Origin of the sequence: Nocardia blacklockiae (assembly GCF_015477355.1) — a bacterium.
Classification (GTDB): domain Bacteria; phylum Actinomycetota; class Actinomycetes; order Mycobacteriales; family Mycobacteriaceae; genus Nocardia; species Nocardia blacklockiae.
In genome coordinates this window covers 359,683-379,869 of record NZ_JADLRJ010000008.1, presented here as the reverse complement: position 1 = coordinate 379,869, position 20,187 = coordinate 359,683, and the positions used below count along the sequence as shown (strand labels likewise).

Below are 20,187 nucleotides of genomic sequence, written 5' to 3'. Positions count from 1 at the left end.
CTTCGACACCGAAACCTACAAGCGGCGCAATGTCATCGAGCGTGCTTTCAACAGGGCCAAGCACTGGCGGGCGGTGGCCACGCGCTACGACAAGCTCGCAATCACTTACCGCGCCGGATTCGTCCTGGCCCTGGTCGTCGAATGGCTCAAATTATTGGGAGACACGACCTAGTGCCGTTCACTCGGCCGGATCTGCCCGAGGCGACTCCGCCCGCCACGGCCTTCGACGCGTGGCTACGGGAGCTTCGGGACGCGGGAGTGGATACCGACCGGATGATCGCGGACCTCACCGTGATCTGGGATCATCTGCGTTTCGATCCGGAGTGGGCGTTCCGACCCGGACATCGGTACGACGCGGTGATCGTCCTCGGCAGTCCGGATATCGGTTCGGCCGCCTTCGCCGCCAACTTTCTCGGCGAGAACGATCTGGGCGATATTCCGATCGTGTTCTCCGGCTGGGCCGGAATGAAGAACAAGGCCGGAACAGCGGATGAAGAATGGTTCGAGGAGGTCGCCACAGGCCTCGGCATCAACTCCGAGGCGAAGACGTTCAGAGTAGCCGCGGAGCGGCTCGGATTGAACTCGGCGAGAAACATTATCGAAGAACCACATGCGCGGAATACCCGAGGTAACGCGGAGAATTCCGTACCCCTCCTGTGGCAGGCGGGATACAAGACGAATTCACTCCTCGTGATCTGCGCTCCACCGCACGCCAGGCGAGCTCACTCGACTTTCATGAAGAAGATCCCCGAGGTGATCGAGCGATTCGAGCTGGCGGGCGAACTCCCCGAGTTCATGGCGGGGATTCCGGCGGAGGCCCAGCACGTCGCCGTCGTCACCGCGGGCGTGTCGCTGTCCCACTACCTCCGGTACGGACCGATGCCCGAGAATCCCCGGACCCTCACCTCGGCAATCGCGACCGAGGTGCGGGGTCTCATCGAAACCCCGGTCCTGGGACACATCACCGCGCAGGAAATACCCGAGCGGGTACGAAACGCGTACCAGCACGTGGCCGGTGTACTCGAACTCGTCCGCATCGGGTCGACCCGCGCGGAACTCGAGGTCTTCACACGGATCGTCCACGGCACATCCAACAAGGACATCGCGGCGGAACTCGGGACAACGCTGTGGGAGGTAAGGAAACACGCCACCTCGATCTATGCCAAGTTCGGCGTCAGCGGCCGCGACGAACTGGAAGCCGCGATCCGAGCCCGCCATGCCGCCGACACTGCCCGGAAGGCCGCCGCCCCTGCCGCCTCCCGATCGGCGAGCGACAACGACCCCGTCGCCATCGATCTCGGCGACTCCGATGAATATGCGCTCACCCCCAGCGCACGCCGGGCGTTGGAGCGGGCCGAGGACGAGGCCGCCGAAGTGGTCGCCGAAACCCTGCGCGGCGCAGAGCAACTCGGGTTCGACACGACGCATCTGCATCGGAGGGACACGGAGCAGATCACCAGGGGCATAGCAGAGCTGAAGGACACGCAGGCCCGGCGCCTGGATGCGGTACTACGGCGACGCGTCCTCGATCGCTTGGCGGTCAAGGTGCTCACCGACGACCGAGCGCTGCTCGCGGTCAACGACAGGTTCGTCGAGATGCAACGGCAGATCGCGGCCTGGCACAGGTACGTGGACGAGGTGCGGGTGGCCTTGGCGGTGCTGGCGGCCGAGGACATCTTGGCGGCCGCGGGTGCGCGCAAACTCGGCAGCGGTGTCGGACTCGTCCACGGCAAGGACGGGACCATGCGCATCGTGGTGGCTTCCCCGTTGCGCGGGCAGCAGTCACTGCTGGATCGGGCCGATCCGCTGCTGCGGGAGATGGCGGACAATGACGGGATCCCCATCGACCACTGGCATGTACAGGTAGGCCGGGACGGCCGGGTGAGCGTCGAGACGGTGTCCGGAGTACACGACAGGCTCGAATCGGCGCTGAAGTATTACGACGATCCCGACGAGATCGCGTGGATGAAGGACCTCGTCGACGAGCGATCCTTCGCCGAGAAGCTGGCCGAGGCGGAAGCCTCCGGGGTCGCCGAACGCAAGCGGCTCAAGGGCGACTCGAACGACCCGACGATGTCGGAGCAGGTGGTTCTGATCACCTACCGCAACGGCTTCCGCGCCATCGAGAAGACGGTCCGCGACCTCGATCAAGCGGACGCCGAGGAATTGGGCAGCCTGATATCCAGGATCTGCGGAGTGGCCGCGCCTCCGACCCTCCGGCGAGACGAGGGCGGTCTCACCCTGCTGATGGCGTATGCGCCCGGAGTTGTCGACAACCCGACCGATGAGTACGCTGAGCTGCGTTTCCGGCATACGCCGGTCTGGCGACGCCTGCTGCTGGCCGAACAACTGCTACGAACATGGGATCGCTTCGAGGGTGCGAACCTGGGGGTCGACCACGAGGTTCGGCTGGTTCCCATCGATTTCAGCAATTCGTTCCACCATCCCGATCTCGATCCCCCGATGGCAGCGCTGTACAAGGACGCGCTCGAATTTCCGCCGGGAGAACTCGAGTCGATCCGTGCCGGGATCGACGAGGCCGAGGCCGTCTTCGAGTCCATGAACCGCCGGGACACGTGGTACGGCGACATCGTCCGGATCTTCACGAAATTCCGGAACCAGGAGAGCACCGAGGAAACGCCGGACACGCTGGCCGACATCCTGGATCTGCTCGAACACCTACGCGATGACCTGGCGCACCGGTTCGAGGCCCGCCCCGAACAGGACAACCCGCAAGCTTGGCGTGCGGTTGTCGCGGAGCTGCGGGAAACCTATTCCCACCAACGCGACCGATCCATGCTCGCCTACGTCGACATGCTGGACGGACTGATCAAGCTCCACCTGGACGGTCAGCTGTTGCAGGTGCGGGCCGACGAACTCCACGACGACTACGGACCGGACCTGTTGAACGCCTACGTGGACGGCCTCATGCAGCGGGTCGCCGACGTTGCGGACAGCGCGAACTACCCGATGCCGAACGGTGAATCCGATGCCGAATGGCAGGAACGCTTCGACCGCGAGATAGCGCGGACCGCCAACCCGGAGGCCGCGTCACCGGAAAACGCCGGCCCCACAGACCCTGTCGCCATCGACCTCGCCGACGACGAACAGGCGACCCCGGAAAGCTCGAGCCCCGCGCGTCCCCGGACGATCATGGAACCCGGCGCCGAACACACCGAACCCGGGCCGGAGTACTGGGAACCGGTCCGGGCCGCCATTGCGGAGCTGCTGGAGATCAGCCCCGAGGGGTTCGCCTACCTGCGGGACCTGCCGCTGCCCCGGGACGGGGCTCCGTTCGGGGACGACTGGTTCAGTAATCGGCGCGCATGGTTCCGGGCGATTTTCCACGGGAATGCCGAAGCACTGCGAGACGCCGAGCTGACCGACAAGGATCTACTCGAACTGTCCCGGATCTTCCAGCGGTTCCCGCTCTACGCGATGCTGACACTCGTCAATGTGACCGGAGCATCCATCGACCATCTGGTGCACGAACGTCGCGTCGATTGGCGCACAATATTTTTCACGCAGACGAAGATCACCCGCCAGGTCGAGAAGACCACCCCGGAGGGCGAGACGGTCCTCGTCGACGAGACGATCCCGGTCTGGAAGATCCGCACCAAGCCCGTCGGCACCCCCGAGCAGGCCAGCTCCAGGGACAATGACGATGTCACCCGGTTCGGAGAGTGGCAGCGGCGGACCTCGCAGGACGAATTGCCGCAGGTGCCGTTGATCGCCGCCGGTGTCATGGAGTACTTCACCGGGCGGCCCATGCTCAACCCGGACATCGATCTGATGACGGACGCCTGCCGGCGCGGGGTGATCACCGAAGACGAACTCGCACACTGGAAGCGGTTCCAGAAGAACGATCTGTGGTCCGCCGGATTCTTCCCGGGCTGCCGGTGGCTCGAGGCGCAGAGCGACGAGTACCTGCGTGCCCGGGCGTTGTGCGCGGTGATCTGGTCGCGGGCGGGATCCCGCGCGGCCGAGGAGTACCTCATGGCGGTCACCGACAAGTACCTGGCCAGTACCGTTCTGCGGGAGAGCGCGGAGTTCGTGCTCGGTACCGCGAACGATATCGCCGAGAGCCTCGCGAATCTGCTGCCCGGTCGCGCCGCCACCACCGTGCTGGACGTCAGCCGCTATGTTCTGGCCAGCCTGACCGGCACATTCCAGGGCATGGTGGAGCTGGCCGCCGACCAGATCTATCCCTCGCCGGCGACCCAGGGCAGTCGTGCGGAGCCCGCCGCGATCTTCCTCGATGACTCGGACGAGCCGGAGGCGCAAGGTGAATGGGCCAACCCGCCGAGGGCATGGGACACGCAACCCGCTGCGCGAACCACGGACACCCGCTGGGACATGTTCCCGGACGAAGCCGCCGCGGCCGCCATCCGCGACCTGCCCGAAGACGCCGGGGACCTGGATCCGGACCTGACCCTCGACATCCACCCGTTCTTCGCATCCGACGGAGTGAAGACGGAGGAGGACGTGGACACCGTCGCCGCGGCCGTCGGCGACATGATGCGCGAGCGAGGCTGGCGAGATCCCGGCCAGATCGACGCCGCGGCGGAGTTGGTGCGTACCGCCGGACGCAACGCGGTCACGTACATGACGTCCTACACCGACGCATTGCAACAGCAGGGCAGCTCGCGAATCGACGGCGCGAACCTTTTGGATGGCATGCGGGCACGACTCGTGCTGCGGATGACCACACACGCAGGGCATCGCTCGCTACAGGTGGCGGTCATGGTCGATCAACACCGTCCCCGGCGCGTCGCCACACTCGAAAGTTCCACCTGGCCCGCGCCGTTGTTCAGCCACGAGCACATCGGAACCGACATTCGCGCCGCACTCGACTCCGCCACCCGGTCGGGAGTCGAACAATGGGGCGAGGTCTGGGCTCGATTCGACGAGCCGCGATCGGGTGAGATCGACAGCGCCGACACCGAATCCCGGCCGACCGGGGAACTTCACGCCAAGGCCCGCATCGCCCGGAAACTGTACGACGACCACCACATCCGGATGCTGGGCTGGGATATCGCCGTCGTCCCGCTCGCGGCGGTGGAGTCCGTCGACCGGACGCTCCGGGCGCTGATCGCCGAGTACGGCGGGTGTTTCGCCCTGCGGTTCATCGGATTCCGCGAGGTGCCCGAGGATTACGGCGCTACCGAATCGTTCGGCATCACGTCCTCCGAGTTCCAGGACCACTACACGACGATCACGATCAGCACCCGGATCTTCACCGACCCAGCCGCACCGCAGCGGTGGGCGGACCGCGTCGCGAATCACCATTACGCGAAGTCGGATCAGGACATCGTTTCCCAGGCCACCTACCACGAATTCCTGCACGCGGTGGCCGGCAACAGCGATTGGATTCTGCACGATCAGGCACCGGCGGCGCTGCTGGCGGCCTATCGGCTGTTCCTGGCATCGGGCCTGCTTCCCGGGAGTCCGAGCTTCGATGAGTGGCTGACGCAACTCCCCGGCTATGCGTTCGTCGACGGAAACCCGGACACGGCGACCATCGATCCCAAGGAGGGCCTGGTGGAGGGCGCCACCGCGGGCGCGCTCGAATCGTCGCTGCCGCTGACCCATCCAGCGCGAATCCTGCACTGGCTCATGGTGACTCGGGACGAGTCGTCGCCTGCGGAAATTCTGGCGCGGTGGGCCCGGCAGGATCCGGGCAGCGGGGAGCTACAGCCGCTCCTCCAGGAGTTCCAGGAGGTCTCCGGCCGCACCGGCATCACGGCGCCCGCGGGCCGGACGGACACGATCGGCGACACGCTGGCAGCCGCGACCGGCGGACAGCTCACCGTTTTCGCCGACAGCGATCAGGTCGACGACCGGTTGCGTGCCTGGGGCCGGTCGATGGGCGACGGGGGCAACGGCGTGATGGCGTTCGTGGTCCAGGAGGACCTCGCGGGCCGCGCGCGGGCCTGCCTGCTGGTACGGCGGGTCGACGGGGACGGCCGGGACCGCGTCGAAGTACGAGACCCCGCCGCGGGCCTGCTTCGCGCGAATCGCGTCCGGTCGCCGGAGTCGCCGGGCGAACGCGGAGTGCGGGCGATCTTCTTCGACAGCACCGGAACGCCGGTGTCGATCGACTCCGGCCCCGTCGCGCCTATCCCCTCCGGCCGATGAAGCCGAAGGAGCCGTCGACCAACGCGAAACGGCCCGGAACCAGATGGTTCCGGGCCGTTTCCGTTAGTAGCGGGGACAGGATTTGAACCTGCGACCTCTGGGTTATGAGCCCAGCGAGCTACCGAGCTGCTCCACCCCGCGTCGGGTGAACACAACATTACACACACGTGCTGCGGAGAGCCAAATCGGCTGATCAGGTGCGGTTTCGGGTGCGACGGAGATGATCATGGGGTAGCGGCCGGGGCTCGCGCACACGCGCGTTTCCAGCGCAAGTCCCGGAAAACGTGATCCACCGCACAATCACAGAGTGATCTGCGACACATAACGAGCAGGTAACAGACCGTCCGGAATTTCAAAACGCAACATAGCCAACCTGCATCAACACTTCGAAATCGGTTATGCGCTTCATGCATTCCCGACGTTATCAAGACGTGATCTGCCGAAATCTGTTCGTTATCGTCGTGCTCGGCCCGGAACGAACCCGTGATGGGCAACCGACCCGAACCGCTGCACACCGGCGACCCTGCCCCGCGGTTCGAGGGATCCCCGACCTCCTGGGGGCAGGGACCGGCGGGCGACCGCCGAGCCGGTGGGCGCAGGGAGGGAATCCACCATGAACAAGAACCGGAAGATCAGCAGTCGCGCCCTCGGCCTCGCCGCCGTCACCGGCGCCCTTGTTGCCGTCCCGTTCGCCATGTCCAGCACGGCTTCGGCCGCTGCCCACGACTGGGACGGTGTCGCCCAGTGCGAGAGCGGCGGCAACTGGGGCATCAACACCGGCAACGGCTACTACGGGGGCCTGCAGTTCTCGCAGAGCACCTGGAACGCCAACGGCGGCAGCGGCAGCCCCGCCAACGCCTCGAAGGAGGAGCAGATCCGCGTCGCGGAGAACGTGCTCGCCACCCAGGGCGCCGGCGCCTGGCCGGTGTGCGGCCAGTACCTGCGCTGGGGCGCCGGCGACGATTCGGTCGCCCAGCCGCAGCCCGAGCCGGAGCCCGAGGCCCAGGCCGTCCCCGCCCCGGCCCCGTCCGAGCGCCAGGCCCTCCTCGATCAGGCCGAGACCACCGGCGACCAGCTGGCCGACCAGTTCGGTGTCACCGAGCAGTACCAGCAGATCCTGCAGCAGAACAGCGGCCTCATCGAGTCGCTCGGTCGCTGACGCGAAGTCTCCATACCGGGAGAAACGACACGGCGCTGCCATCAATGACGATGGCGGCGCCGTTCGCGTCCGTGCCGAGGGTTATCCGCCGGCCTTGTTGTAGTCGTCGACCGCCTTCTGCAAGGTCTCCAGCGCTTGGCCCAGGCGACCGAGGTCGCCGGACTTCTGCGCGTCCTGCACGCCCTTCAGCGCGTCGTTGAGTTCCTTGACCGCGGCGTCCTTACCGGCCGACCCCGTCGGCGGCGTCACCGGCGGCTGAGTGCCCTGGTTGGACGGCGGTGCGGTGCCGCTGCCACTGGACGGCGGATTGACCGCCTGCTGGCCGGGTTGCTGAGTCGCCGCCGACCCCAGGCCCTCCTGGACGTCGTTGAGCGCGTCGCCCAGCGTGGCCTGGTAGCCGACCTTGTCGCCGGAACTGGCCAGCACCTTGACCAGCTGCGGGAACGAGGCGGCGTTCGGCCCGGCGTTGCGTTCCAGATACCACGGCTCCACATACAGGACGCCACCGTCGCCGACCGGCAGCGTCAGCAGATTCCCGTATTTGATCTTGTTGGTATTGCCGCCGGTCAGCACCGTGCGGTCACTGGACACCCGGGCATCGGTCGTCATCGACGTCTGCACCTGTTGCGGGCCGGGCGTCTGCGAATCCGTGGGCAGCTTGCGCACCGTGAACTTGCCGTAGTTCTCCGGATCCGAGCTGACCTGGATGTAGGCGGCCAGGAACTGCCGCTTGTAACCCACCATCGCGCTGGTCAGGTTGAACTGCGGCTTACCCGTCTGCGGATCGCCCAGCAGCACGTAGTACGGCGGCTGATGCGCGTTGGTCGGGGTGTCCGAGGTCGGGTCGCTCGGGACCGACCAGAACGCGTTGGTGGTGAAGAACTCTCGCGGATCGTTCACGTGGTAGCGCGAGAGGATGTCGCGCTGCACCTTGAACAGGTCCTCCGGGTAGCGGAAGTGCGCCTGCAACTCCGGGGTGATGGCGCTCTTGGGCTGCACCGCGTTCGGGAACACGCCCTCCCACGCCTTCAGCACCGGATCGTTCGAGTCCACCTCGTAGAGGTTCACCGTGCCGTCGTAGGCGTCCACGGTGGCCTTCACCGAGTTGCGGATGTAGCTGACCTCCTTGCGGGGCAGCATCCGGCCGGTGTTCTGGTCGATCGAATCCTCGACCACGCCGTCCAGCGAGGTGCGCTGGGCGTACGGGAAATTGTCGAGGGTGGTGTAGGCGTCGACGATCCACTGGATGCGGCCGTTGACCACCGCCGGGTAGACGTCGCCGTCGGCGGTCAGCCACGGCGCCACCTGCTGCACGCGGTCGCGCGGATTGCGGTTGTAGATGATCTTCGAATCCGAGCCGATCGCGCCGGAGAACAGGATGTTGCGCTCGGCGTACTTGGCGGCGAAGGCCAGGCGGTTGAACCAGTTGCTGATCGGCACGCCGCCCGAACCGGTGTAGGTGTACTGCGAAGTGCCGGTGTCGTATTCGCGCGGCGGCTGGCCGTTGCCGCCCACGATCGCGTAGTCGGCGTCGGACTTGGCGATCATCTCGCCGTAGTAGATGCGCGGCTGGTCGACCTTGATCGCCTGCTTGTCCTTCGGTGTGAACAGGTCGCTCACCGTCGACTGGTCGCCGATATTGAACACCGGGTAGCCGTAGCCGCCCGTGTTCGAACCGGCCGAACCGGTCGCGGCCTGCTGCGTCTCCTTCGGCGGGGCGACGTTGACGCGGTTGGCCGGCGCGGCGACGAAACCGTTGCCGTGCGTGTAGACGGTGTGCTTGTTGATCCAGTCGGTCTGGTTGCCGGACAGGTTCTGCGGCACCAGCTCGCGCGCGCCCACGATGTAGTCCTGGACGTCGCCGTTGACCGTGTACCGATCGATGTCCAGCGGGTCGGGGAAGCCGTAGAAGTTCTGCAGCTGCTGGCGCTGGATGAAGGTCTGGGTCAACAGGTTCGGGTCCAGCAGCCGGATGTTCTTGATGGTCTGCTGGTCGGCCGGGATGGTGGCCGGGTCCTTGGTCGGGGTGCCCTTGTAGTCCTGGTACTGGACCTTGTCGTCGGTGAGGCCGTACGCCTGCCGGGTGGCGGCGATATTGCGCTCGATGTAGGCCGACTCCTTGGTCGCCGCGTTCGGGCGCACCTCGAACTGCTCGACGATCAGCGGCCACACCGCGCCGATCAGGATCGACGACAGCACCAGCAGCGCCGCCGCCATCGCCGGAACCCGCAAGTCCTTCAACACGATTCCGGTGAAGAAGGCGATGGCGCAGATGATCGCGATCGACATCAGGATCAGCTTGGCCGGCAGCACGGCGTTGATGTCGGTGTAGGAACCACCGGTGAAGGTGGGCTCCTTGCGCGTGCTCGACAGCAGCGAGTACCGGTCGAACCAGTACGCGATCGCCTTGAGCAGCACGAAGGTTCCGGCGATCACCGCCAGCTGGATGCGGGCCGGACGCGTCAGGGTGCCCTCGCGACCGGACAGCCGCAGGCCGCCGAACACGTAGTGCGTCACCAGGTTCGCGAAGAACGCGATCACCGCGGCGACGAACAGCCAGTTCAGCAGCATCTTGTAGAACGGCAGATCGAAGGCGTAGAAGCCGACGTCCAGACCGAACTGCGGGTCCTTCATATTGAACGAGCCGCCGTGCAGGAACATCTGCACCGTCACCCAGCTCGACTGCGCCACCAGGCCCGACAGCAGACCGACCAGAGCCGGGATGCCGATGCCGAACAGCCGCAGCCGCCCCATCACCGTGGTGCGGTAGCGGGCGATCGGATCGTTGGGCCCGGCGACCGGGACGAACACCGGCCGGGTGCGATAGGCCGCCAGCATCGCCAGCCAGATCAGCACGCCGACGACCAGCGCCACCACCGCGAACAGCAGGATGCGGGTCACCAGCACCGTCGCGTAGACGCGCCGGAATCCCAGCTCGCCGAACCACAACCAGTTGGTATAGGCGTCGACCAGCCGCGGCCCGACCAGCAGCAGCGCCGCGAGCACGAGGGCCGTCAGCAGCAGCACCCGGCTGCGACGGGACAGCGAAGGTAATCCTGTCGGGGGGCGCATGCCCACGATGCCACTCTCCCAGGTCCGGCGGTGCGCGACTTCCCGGCCGGCGCACCGCAGTCCGATGTTGCGGAGGTCCCTGCGGACCGTCTCTCGCGCCCCACTCTACGTAAAACGGGTCGGATTGGATCACAGTCCCTGCCCGAGTGCGTCGCGGGCCGTCCGGACCGGGCCGCCGGAGTGTTGGTCAGGTGTGTGCACTCGTGTCGCCGGGCAGGCCCTAAGGTGTCGGCCGTGACCCTCGTGAACCCCTCCACCGCCCTGTACCGCTGCATCCGCGAAGTGGCCGAGTACGCCGACGGCGAAGGGTGGGATCGGCCGCCGCAGCTGTTCGCACTGGTGCCGACGGCGGACCTGGTGGCGGCCGAGCCGACGCTGGAGGATCAGCTCGCCGACGGCGCGGAGCTGACTCCCATTGCGCAGGAACCGCTTCCGGACGACCTGCGCGGCGACCAGATGGCGCTCGACGAATTCCTGGCCACCACGAGCTGGCCGCCCGCGGTGGCGGGTTGCGTGCTGGTGCAGCAGATCGTGGTGCTGCCGCCCTCGGCCGAGCAGACCCTCGACGACGCCATCGCCCCGCTGCTGGCCGACCGCGACGCCGCCGACCGCGCGGGCCGCGACGCCGCGGTCACCCATCCGGGTCGACGCGACGCCCGCCTGTTCGTCGGCGCGCTGCGCGACGGCGTCTCCCTGAGCCTGCTGCAGGTCCGTCCCGACGAGGACGAGGACGACCCGTTCGCCGACCTGGACCTGCGCACCGCCCCCAACCTGGCGACGAATCTCGTGGAGGCCCTGCGGCACACGCTCGAGAACGAGCCCGAGGAGTAGCTCCTACCCGCAGCCGACGGTGTCGCGTCCCGCGTTCAGGTCGTCGAGGGATTGCACTGCGCCGGTGAGGGTTTCGACCTTCACCAGCTTCAGGCCGGCGGGGATGCGCTGGCGCGCCTCGTTGCAGTTGTCGGCGGGGACCAGGAAGGTCTCGGCGCCGGCCTCGCGCGCGGCGATCATCTTGTACTGGATGCCGCCGATCGGGCCGACCTTGCCGGTCGGGTCGATGGTGCCGGTGCCGGCGATGAACTTGCCGCCGTTGAGCTGCCCGGGGCTCAGCTTGTCGATCATCGCCAAGCTGAACATCAGGCCCGCGGACGGGCCGCCGATGTCGGCCAGATTGAAGGTGACGTCCAGCGGGCCCTGCGGCACCTCCTCCGGTGTCACGCCGAGGTAGCCCTTGCTGTTGTCGTCCGGGCGCGCGCCCAGCTTCACCTCGAGGGTCTGCTCGGCGCCGTCGCGGCGCACCACCATCGGCACCACGGTGTCGGGCTTGGCCGCCCGCACCGCCTCCACCACGTCGGTGGCCGTGGCGACCGGCTTGCCTCCCACGCTCACCACCACGTCGCCCTTGCGCAGCACGCCGTTGGCCGGGCCGTCCTCGGCGACCGTGCGCAGCCGGACCGTCGTCGGATACTTCAGGAAGTGCAGCGCCGCGAGTTCGGCGTTGTCCTCGGAGTCCTTGAAGTCCTGCTCGTTGGATTTGTCGATCTGGTCACGCGGCACGCCCGGCGGGTAGACCTCCGACCGCGGCACCAGGCCGTAACGGCCGTCGGCCCACAGCACGAACGCCTCGAAGATATTCAGCCCGTCGCGAACGGAGACCGTCGTCATGTTCAAGTTGCCCGCCGTCGGATCCACCGGTGCGCCCTGCACGTCGACGACCTGTTTGCCCTCTACGTCACCCAGCGTATTGAAGGTGGGACCGGGCCCCAGCGCGACGAACGGCACCGTGACGGCGCTGCCCACGACACCGAGCACGAGAACGGGAATCAGGGCAGCCAGCAGCGTGAGGATCCGACGATTCACCCGCAACACAGTAGCGGCTCTCCCGTGGCCGTCCGCGTAGCCTGAGGGTTATGAGCGACGTGCCATTCGGATTCTCGAACCGCGATGACGATCCCGACCGCGACCGGCGGGACGATCAGTCCGGTTCCGGCGCGAACAATCCGTTCGGGATCGGAGGTCCGGGCGCGGGCGGGTTCGATCCGTCGCAGCTCGGGCAGATGCTGACCTCGCTGGGTCAGATGTTCTCGAATATCGGTCAGCCGGGCGCCCAGTCGGGTGGTCCGGTGAACTACGACATCGCCAAGCGGCTGGCCCGCCAGCAGCTCGGCTCGCGCGTCGAGCCGGTGTCGCCGAGCACGCAGCGGGCGGTGTCCGATGCGGCGCATCTGGCGGAACTGTGGCTCGACGCGGCCACGACGCTGCCCGCGGGCGCGACGAAGACCGTGGCCTGGACACCCAACGACTGGATCGAGGAGACGCTGCCGACCTGGCGGCGGCTGTGCGACCCGGTGGCCCAGCAGGTGTCGGGCATGTGGACGTCGACCCTGCCGGAGGAGGCCAAGGAGTTCGCCGCGCCGATGATCGGCATGCTGGGTCAGATGGGCGGGCTGGCGTTCGGCTCGCAGCTCGGGCAGGCGCTGGGCCAGCTGGCCGGAGAGGTGCTGACCTCCACCGACATCGGCCTGCCGCTGGGCCCCACCGGCACCGCGGCGCTGCTGCCCGCGGCCGTCACGGAATTCAGCAAGGGCCTGGAGCGGCCGGAGAGCGAGATCCTGGTCTACCTGGCCGCCCGCGAGGCCGCGCACCAGCGGTTGTTCGCGCACGTGCCGTGGCTGCGTCAGCAGGTGCTGGGCGCGGTGGAGGATTACGCGCGCGGCATCCGGATGGATTTCTCGGCGATCGAGGAGGCGGCCCAGAACATCGACCCGATGTCGCTGACCGACCCGTCGAAGCTGGAGGAACTGCTCTCGCAGGGCACCTTCGAACCGCAGACCACGCCCGAGCAGAAGGCCGCGCTGGACCGGCTGGAAACCCTGCTGGCCCTGATCGAGGGCTGGGTGGAGGTCGTGGTGACCGACGCCGTGGGCGACCGGCTGCCCGGCGCGGGCGCGCTGGCGGAAACGCTGCGCCGCCGCCGCGCCACCGGCGGTCCCGCCGAACAGACCTTCGCCACCCTGGTCGGCCTGGAGCTGCGGCCCCGCAAGCTGCGTGAGGCCGCCACCCTGTGGCGCCGCCTCACCACCGACGCCGGCACCGAATCCCGCGACGCCGTCTGGGCCCACCCCGACCTGCTCCCCAGCTCCGCCGACCTGGACAACCCGGCCGGCTTCATCGACGGCGTGATCGGCGGCGGCACAGACGCTTTCGACGACCCGCTCGCCCAGCTGGCCGAGACCGAGGCCCGCGAGCGCGCCCAGCGCGAAGCGAAGGAGAAGGGAAAGGACAAGCCGGACAACGATTCCGGCGACGAGGCCTGACCCCCCGGCAGCAGTCAGGCGGGGATGGGTTGTGGGAGAAGGATTTCGGCGAGGGTGCGCCATTGGGCGACCGCCGTCTGCCCCGGCTCGATGCCGATGACCTGCACCGCGACGTGGTCGGCGCCTGCCTCGACGTGGGCGCGGAGGCGGGCGGCGATGCTGTCGGGCTCGCCCCAGAACACCAGGTCGTCGACGAGGCGGTCGCTGCCGCCGCCGGAGGTGTCGGCCTCGGTGTAGCCCAGGCGGTGGAACTTGGCGAGGTTGTAGGGCGTGCTCAGGTAGGGCACCAGGTGCTCGCGGGCGATCTCGCGCGCCCGGTCCGGGTCGGTCTCGAACAGCACCGCGTGCTCGACGCCCAGGAAACTGTTGGGACCCAATATCTCTCGTGCCTGCGCGGTGTGCGCCACGGGCACGTGGTAGGTGTGCGCACCGTCCGCGCGATCACGGGCCAGCTCCAGCATCTTGGGCCCGTAGGCGGCCAGCACGCGACGGATCGGGGTCCGCCCCGCCAGCGCGTCCAGCTCGTCGAGGTACGTGGCCATGGCCGCCAGCGGCTTCCCCGCCATGTCGCCGACGCCGAGCCCGAGCACGTGCCGATCGGGGTAGGCCTCGGCCAGCAACCTGGCGCCGCTGTGCGTCGCGCCCGGCGTCCGCTGCCCGATCCGCGCGATGGCGTTGACGATGTGCAGGCGTTCGGTGGCGGCGAGCAGGTGCCCGGCCTGGGTCAGCGCCTCGAGCCCGCCGACCTCGGGAAACCAGAACGCGCGCCAGCCCTGTTCCTCCAGTTCCCGGAGCGTTTCGCGCATCCGGGCCGGGGGCAGGTGTTCGAAGTCGAAGGTGTAGATGCCGTAGGTGCCCAGGTCCAGGCCGTCGATGGTGCCCATACAGATCTCCTCGGTGCGATGACGCATCGTCATATCGTGGAAGTACGATACTAGAACCATCGGAAATGCGCGATATGTTCCCGGTCGAGGGAGATCGGCGAGCTTCGCCGGAGAAGCGCTAGAGCGTCTGCCCCAGTTCGGCGACGAGCTGAGCGATGCGCTCCTCGTCGCGCTTGTAGTGGGTCCACTTCCCCACCCGGGTCGACCGCACCAGGCCGGCCCGCTCGAGTTCGGCCAGATAGGCCGAGACGGTGGACTGCGCCAGCCCGACCTTCTCCTGGATGTGGCTCACACAGACGCCGACCTCGTTCATGTCGGCGATCGCCCGTTCCACCGGGAAGTGCTGTTCGGGGTCGCGCAGCCAGGCCAGCAGCTGAAGCCGCAGCGGATTGGCCAGCGCCCGCAACGCACGCACCAGGTCGGGATCGGGTGCGGCCACCGTTTGCGCCATGATCACACCATACCGAGTGGTCACCGACTTTTCCCGGGACGGTGGGGCGGGCCCGCCGCGGCTTGGAACGAGGCCCGGTGCAAGGGAATTCACGCCGGTAGGATGGAGCACACCATCGCCGCACCGCTGCGAATTCCCGGCCGCCGAGGACGAGCCGGGCGGATCAGCGCCGTCGGCGGGTCCGCCCACCGGCCGTCCACACCGAACAGCCCACAGCCGCACTCGCACCCGGAGGCCTTCGTGACTTTTCGCCCCACCACCGACCGTTCGGCGGCCGTCAGCACGGATCCGGTCCGGGACTACCTGCATCGCATCGGACGCACCGCCCTGCTCACCGCCGAGCAGGAGTTCGAACTCGGCGAGCGGATGGCCGCCGGCCTGGACGCCGAGCGCCGGCTGGCCGAAAACGCTACGGACGGAGCACAACTCACCGTGGACGAGCGCCGCGAATTGACGCGCGCGGCGCGCTCGGGCCGCAGCGCCAAGGACCACATGATCGAGGCCAACCTGCGGCTGGTCGTCTCGATCGCCAAGCGCTACCCCGCGCCCGCGGGCATGTCGCTGCTGGATCTCGTGCAGGAGGGCACCCTGGGCCTGATCCGCGCGGTGGAGAAGTTCGACCACCACCGCGGGCTCAAGTTCTCCACCTACGCCACCTGGTGGATCAAGCAGGCCGTCGGCCGCGCCATCGACGACAAGAGCCGCGCCATCCGCCTGCCCGCCCACGTGGCCGAGGTCCTGCACCGGATCACCCGCGCCCAGCGCACCCTGGACCAGCAACTCGGCCGGCAGGCCACCGAGGACGAGCTGGCCGCCGAGCTGGACCTGACCGTCGAGAAGGTCCGCGAGGTGCTGCGCCACGCGCGCGAGCCGATCTCGCTGCACCTGCAGGTCGGCGACGACGACACCGAACTCGGCGCGCTCATCGCCGACGACTCGCCGGATCCCGCGGAGACCGTCGCCGCCTCCCTGACCCGCGGCCGGCTCGCGGCCGTCCTGGCCACCCTGGCCGAACGCGAGGCCCAGGTGCTGGTGCTGCGGTACGGCCTCGACGGCACCGAACCCCGCACGCTGGAGCAGGTCGGCCGGATCCTGGGCGTCTCGCGCGAGCGCATCCGGCAGATCGAGACCAAGAGCATGGCCAAGCTCCGCAAGCCCGCCAGCACGCGGGTGCTGGACGGGTTGCTCGGCTGAGGCGCGGTTCGGAGTACGCGCTCAGGCGAAGCGGATCTCCGCCGTCGCGTACCCGAACAGCTTGCGGCCCTTGGCCGTCGCGTCGATGACGACGGTCGCGCCGCGCCGCACGGGGTTGAGCCAGGTCACCCGGCCGCGGAACTCGATCGAAGTGGGGTCGCCGGTGCCGATCGGCAGATAGTGCAGCTTGGGCGCGTACTGCACGCGGTACTTGGTCACCGCGGTCGGATCACCCAGCCACGACGAGAGGTAGCCCGCGGCCAGGCCGAGGGTGAGCATGCCCGGCGTCGGGCCGCCCGGCGGCGTGGCGGGCAGCCGGTCCTCGACGGCGAGACCGCCGGGTGCGCCGACCACACTCGCGTGCTGCATGACGTCCGAGGGCGCGAGCGCGTGCTGCCGGACCGGCAGCTCGTATCCGACGCGCAGCGTGGTGAAGTCGACGGTCGGCCGCGGCGTGCCGGTGTGCCCCCCGCGCGGCCGGACCGGCAGGCGCTCGCCGAAGCCGGGCACGCGGGCCCGGTGCCGGGCCGGAACGAGTTCGAGGCCGCGGTCGTACCCGCTCACGCCCGGGTGCTGGGCGCAGATCCGTTGCGCGCGCACGAGCAGTGTCGAGGAGCCGACCACGACGATCTGTCCCTCGTGGTCGCGCAGGGTGGTCACCATCGAGACGATGTCGTAGTCGCGGTAGTGCCGGAACGACTCGAAGTGGACGTCGCAGCTGACCCGGTCGCCGTCCAGCAGCGGGCGCACGATGTCCAGGGCGCGGTCGGCGTGCAGGATGCGGCCGGTGTGGAAGCCCGGCACCATCGCCGCCAGCGTCTCCTCCTCCGCGCGCATCCACACCATGGTGGCGAAGGTCGGCGGGGCCACCAGCGCGCCGAAACCCCGCGCGGCGGCGACGGATTCGTCCAGGTGGATGGGATCGCCGTTGCCGATCGCGCGCGCGTAGTCACGGATGCGCTCGGCGTCCACGGTGAAGGTGTTGCGGGACCGTAGTTGTTCGTTCGATGCCACGTGCGGGACGTCGACGGATGCGCTTCCCATAGTGCTCCTTTGCAGCGAATCCGGGGCCGGGCCGACCGCGCGGGCTCTTCCGCGGGATCAACCATTGTTTTCCCACGAATGCCCGCTGTCACCCGGTGCCCCCGATGATCTGGAGAAATCACCGCGTTCGGGCCGATCGCGTTGTGAACCACACATTTCGGCCGCACGGCGCGAGACGGCGTCGGCTCGTGAGATGTCACAGGCCCGGAATGTCGCGAACGACGGAAATGGTTGGTACCGGGCGCATTCCGTCGCGACCTTGTCCACAGGGTCTACCCACAGGCCGCCCGCCGGAACGCGGAGTTGGGGATGATTTCGGGACCCGGCGATCGATAGGACACCGGCGAGCGGGGCGCGGACATCACGTTGTCCTGCCGGACCATCCTGTGGATGACCACCGAATTCTGTGGATAACCAGGGGTTTCGAGCCTTTGCCGCGGCGGCCGCGCGGAGATACTGCGGGTATGACCATGTTTCGGCCGCGCGGGCCGATGTTGCATCCGCGAGTGGCGGTGCTGCGGCGTCCTTCCGGGGCGGTGCAGCTGGGGTGGGATCCGGAGCGAGCGGTGGTGGTGCAGCCGCACGGCATCGCCGCCGAGTCCCTCACCCGGTTCCTGAAGCTACTGGACGGTCTGCGCAGCCATCCGCAGATCATCTGGCAGGCAAGCGGTTTCGGGATCGCGTCGAGTGACGCCCTACGGCTGCTCCACGACATCGACCGCGCCGGGCTCCTGGTGCACCCGCACACCCGGGTGAGTGCCGTGCGGAAGGTGCACGTGCACGGACGCGGCCCGCTGTCGGAGGCGGTGGCCGCGGGCGTGCGGCGACTCGGCTTGCGCCCCAGCCGGTCCCGCGACCTCGCCGCAGGCGCCGGGGTGGGCCGCACCGCCGACGTGGTGGTGCTGGCCGACACCCTGGTGCCCGAGCCGCACCTGGTCAACGACCTTGTCCTGCGGCGCATCCCGCATCTGCAGATCCGGCTGCGGGACGGGCGCGGCGTGGTCGGTCCGCTGGTGCTGCCCGGCGGAACCAGCTGCCTGCGCTGTGCCGACCTCACCCGCCGCGATCTCGACGCGGAATGGCCGCACCTGGCCGCGCAACTGCTCGGCCGGGTCGGTTACGGCTCCCCCGCCACGATCGCCGCCACCGCCGCCCTGGCCCTGCGCGAATTGGAGACCGTCCTCGAAGGCGGCGCCGAAACCCCGCCCCGAACTCTCGACACCACCCTCGAACTCGACCCCGAAACCCACCACATCAACCACCGCCGCTGGCCCCCGCACCCCGCCTGCGCCTGCCGCGCCCTCCTCACCGCCCCACCCCGATGAGTCCCGCTGTCGCGACCTGCCCGGTGGCAGGCGTGAGTTGGGACACCCCCGGGAGGTCGTGAAAGGGCGCGCGGGCCGCCTGCGCGGCGTGCCGGAAGTGGGTGGAACGGCCCGTTCGGAACTGTTGAATCCATGCGCCCACGGCGGCCGGTGTGACCGATACCACCACTGTGAGAGGTGGATAAGTTCACCCTATTCCCGTGGCACACCGCGCGGTACGTCGGCCATGATGGTGAGGTGTCTGAGATTGTGCGACGGTCGTCCTCCCGCAATGCCAAGCTGGCCAAGATCCCGCTCGGGATCGCCGGCCGCGCGGCGGTGGGCTTCGGCCGCAAGCTGGCGGGGGGCGATCGGACCGAGATCAACGCCGAACTGAATCAGCGGACCGCCGAGCAGCTGTTCGCGGTGCTGGGCGAGCTCAAGGGCGGCGCCATGAAGTTCGGGCAGGCGCTGTCGGTGCTGGAGGCCGCCGTCCCGGAGGAGTACGGCGAGCCCTACCGCGAGGCCCTCACCAAGTTGCAGGCCGCCGCGCCGCCGCTGCCCGCCGCCGCCGTGCACCGCGTGCTGGACCAGCAGCTCGGCACGGGCTGGCGTAAGCGCTTCGCCTCCTTCGACGACGAACCCGCCGCCTCGGCCAGCATCGGCCAGGTGCACAAGGCGCAGTGGTCCGACGGCCGCACCGTCGCGGTCAAGGTGCAGTACCCGGGCGCCGACGAGGCGCTGCGCGCGGACCTGAAGACGCTGAACCGGATGGCGGGCATGATCGGCGCCGTCATCCCCGGCGCGGACGTGAAACCGATCCTCGCCGAGATCACCGAGCGCACCGAGGAGGAACTGGACTACCGCACCGAGGCGGCGAACCAGCGCGCCTTCGCCAAGGCCTTCGACGGGCATCCGCGCTTCGTGGTGCCGAAGGTGGTGGCCAGCGCCCCCAAGGTGATCGTCACCGAATGGCTGGACGGCACACCGGTTTCCGCGATCATCCGGCGCGGCGCCGAGGATCCCGAGGGCACCGTCGCGCTGCGCAACCGCGTCGCCGAGCTGATGGGCGAGTTCCACTTCTCCTCCCCCGCGATCGTCGGCAAGCTGCACGCCGACCCGCACCCCGGCAATTTCATGGTGCTCGCCGACGAACGCCTCGCGGTCATCGACTACGGCGCCTGCGCGCCGCTGCCGAACGGTTTCCCGCCCATCCTCGGGCAGATGGTGGCGCTCGCGGTCGAGGAGCGCTTCGACGAGCTGACCGACCTGATGTACGCCCACGGTTTCGTCATCCCCGGCCGCACCGTCAGCCACCGGGAGATCGCGGACTACCTGCGGCCGTTCACCGACCCCATCCGCACCGAGTCGTTCCATTTCACCCGCAGGTGGATGCAGCGCGTCGCGGGCAAGGCCACCGACGTCAGCCGCCCCGAGATGAAAACCGGCATGTCCCTGCAGCTTCCGCCCGAGGACGTAATGATCTTCCGGGTGCTGATGGGCTCGATCGGCATCTGCGCCCAACTCGACGCCGAGGTCCCGTTCATGAAGCTGATGCACGACTGGGTCCCCGGCTACGCCGAATACCGCAGCGCCAGCTGAGTTCCCGCAGACGGTTCCCCCA

The 20,187-nt window shown here is 68.4% G+C and carries 12 protein-coding genes and 1 tRNA gene; 7 read left to right on the top strand and 6 right to left on the bottom strand.

Features of this window, described 5'->3' with window-relative positions; all coding sequences use genetic code 11:
• The first annotated feature begins 171 nt into the window (after positions 1-171).
• On the top strand, positions 172-6,138 hold the full coding sequence (locus IU476_RS24960; RefSeq protein ID WP_195103931.1) for an ElyC/SanA/YdcF family protein: 5,967 nt from the start codon (positions 172-174) through the stop codon (positions 6,136-6,138).
• Between the two features lie 67 nt (positions 6,139-6,205).
• Here the strand turns inward: IU476_RS24960 and IU476_RS24955 are convergent.
• Positions 6,206-6,279 (bottom strand) — tRNA-Met (locus IU476_RS24955).
• A gap of 472 nt (positions 6,280-6,751) precedes the next feature.
• On the opposite strand from IU476_RS24955, the gene IU476_RS24950 reads away from it, so the two are divergent.
• Positions 6,752-7,297 (top strand): transglycosylase family protein, encoded by a 546-nt coding sequence (locus IU476_RS24950; protein WP_195103930.1) that lies wholly within the window; start codon positions 6,752-6,754, stop codon positions 7,295-7,297.
• A gap of 81 nt (positions 7,298-7,378) precedes the next feature.
• Here IU476_RS24950 and IU476_RS24945 read toward each other — a convergent pair whose 3' ends face one another.
• Positions 7,379-10,375, bottom strand: a complete 2,997-nt coding sequence (locus IU476_RS24945) for a UPF0182 family protein (RefSeq protein ID WP_195103925.1) — start codon at positions 10,373-10,375, stop codon at positions 7,379-7,381.
• Positions 10,376-10,594: 219 nt separating this feature from the next.
• On the opposite strand from IU476_RS24945, the gene IU476_RS24940 reads away from it, so the two are divergent.
• Complete coding sequence (locus IU476_RS24940) at positions 10,595-11,200, top strand: PPA1309 family protein (protein ID WP_438944064.1); 606 nt, start codon at positions 10,595-10,597, stop codon at positions 11,198-11,200.
• Positions 11,201-11,203: 3 nt separating this feature from the next.
• Here IU476_RS24940 and IU476_RS24935 read toward each other — a convergent pair whose 3' ends face one another.
• On the bottom strand, positions 11,204-12,229 hold the full coding sequence (locus IU476_RS24935) for a YlbL family protein (protein WP_195103922.1): 1,026 nt from the start codon (positions 12,227-12,229) through the stop codon (positions 11,204-11,206).
• Between the two features lie 50 nt (positions 12,230-12,279).
• Here IU476_RS24935 and IU476_RS24930 point away from each other — a divergent pair, with 50 nt between their 5' ends.
• Positions 12,280-13,686 carry a zinc-dependent metalloprotease gene (locus tag IU476_RS24930; protein ID WP_195103921.1) on the top strand — a complete coding sequence of 469 codons (1,407 nt, stop codon included), beginning with the start codon at positions 12,280-12,282 and terminating at the stop codon, positions 13,684-13,686.
• A 14-nt stretch (positions 13,687-13,700) separates the two neighbouring features.
• Here the strand turns inward: IU476_RS24930 and IU476_RS24925 are convergent, their stop codons facing one another.
• Together IU476_RS24925 and IU476_RS24920 are read right to left on the bottom strand one after the other, a co-directional pair.
• The gene (locus IU476_RS24925; protein WP_228824215.1) at positions 13,701-14,603 is read right to left on the bottom strand and encodes a TIGR03620 family F420-dependent LLM class oxidoreductase; all 903 of its coding nucleotides are present in this window, start codon (positions 14,601-14,603) and stop codon (positions 13,701-13,703) included.
• An 85-nt stretch (positions 14,604-14,688) separates the two neighbouring features.
• Positions 14,689-15,021: an ArsR/SmtB family transcription factor gene (locus tag IU476_RS24920; protein ID WP_195103920.1), complete on the bottom strand. Its 333-nt coding sequence runs from the start codon at positions 15,019-15,021 to the stop codon at positions 14,689-14,691.
• A 240-nt stretch (positions 15,022-15,261) separates the two neighbouring features.
• Here IU476_RS24920 and IU476_RS24915 point away from each other — a divergent pair, with 240 nt between their 5' ends.
• The gene (locus IU476_RS24915; protein ID WP_324194267.1) at positions 15,262-16,215 is read left to right on the top strand and encodes a sigma-70 family RNA polymerase sigma factor; all 954 of its coding nucleotides are present in this window, start codon (positions 15,262-15,264) and stop codon (positions 16,213-16,215) included.
• Positions 16,216-16,236: 21 nt separating this feature from the next.
• On the opposite strand, the gene IU476_RS24910 is transcribed toward IU476_RS24915, so the two are convergent.
• Positions 16,237-17,259, bottom strand: coding sequence for an FAS1-like dehydratase domain-containing protein (locus IU476_RS24910; protein WP_195103918.1), 1,023 nt, complete (start codon positions 17,257-17,259; stop codon positions 16,237-16,239).
• Positions 17,260-17,723: 464 nt separating this feature from the next.
• Here IU476_RS24910 and IU476_RS24905 point away from each other — a divergent pair, with 464 nt between their 5' ends.
• Both IU476_RS24905 and IU476_RS24900 read left to right on the top strand, forming a co-directional pair.
• The gene (locus IU476_RS24905) at positions 17,724-18,584 is read left to right on the top strand and encodes a TOMM precursor leader peptide-binding protein (RefSeq protein WP_195103916.1); all 861 of its coding nucleotides are present in this window, start codon (positions 17,724-17,726) and stop codon (positions 18,582-18,584) included.
• A gap of 237 nt (positions 18,585-18,821) precedes the next feature.
• Positions 18,822-20,165 carry an ABC1 kinase family protein gene (locus tag IU476_RS24900; RefSeq protein ID WP_195103914.1) on the top strand — a complete coding sequence of 448 codons (1,344 nt, stop codon included), beginning with the start codon at positions 18,822-18,824 and terminating at the stop codon, positions 20,163-20,165.
• The last annotated feature ends 22 nt before the right edge of the window (positions 20,166-20,187 follow it).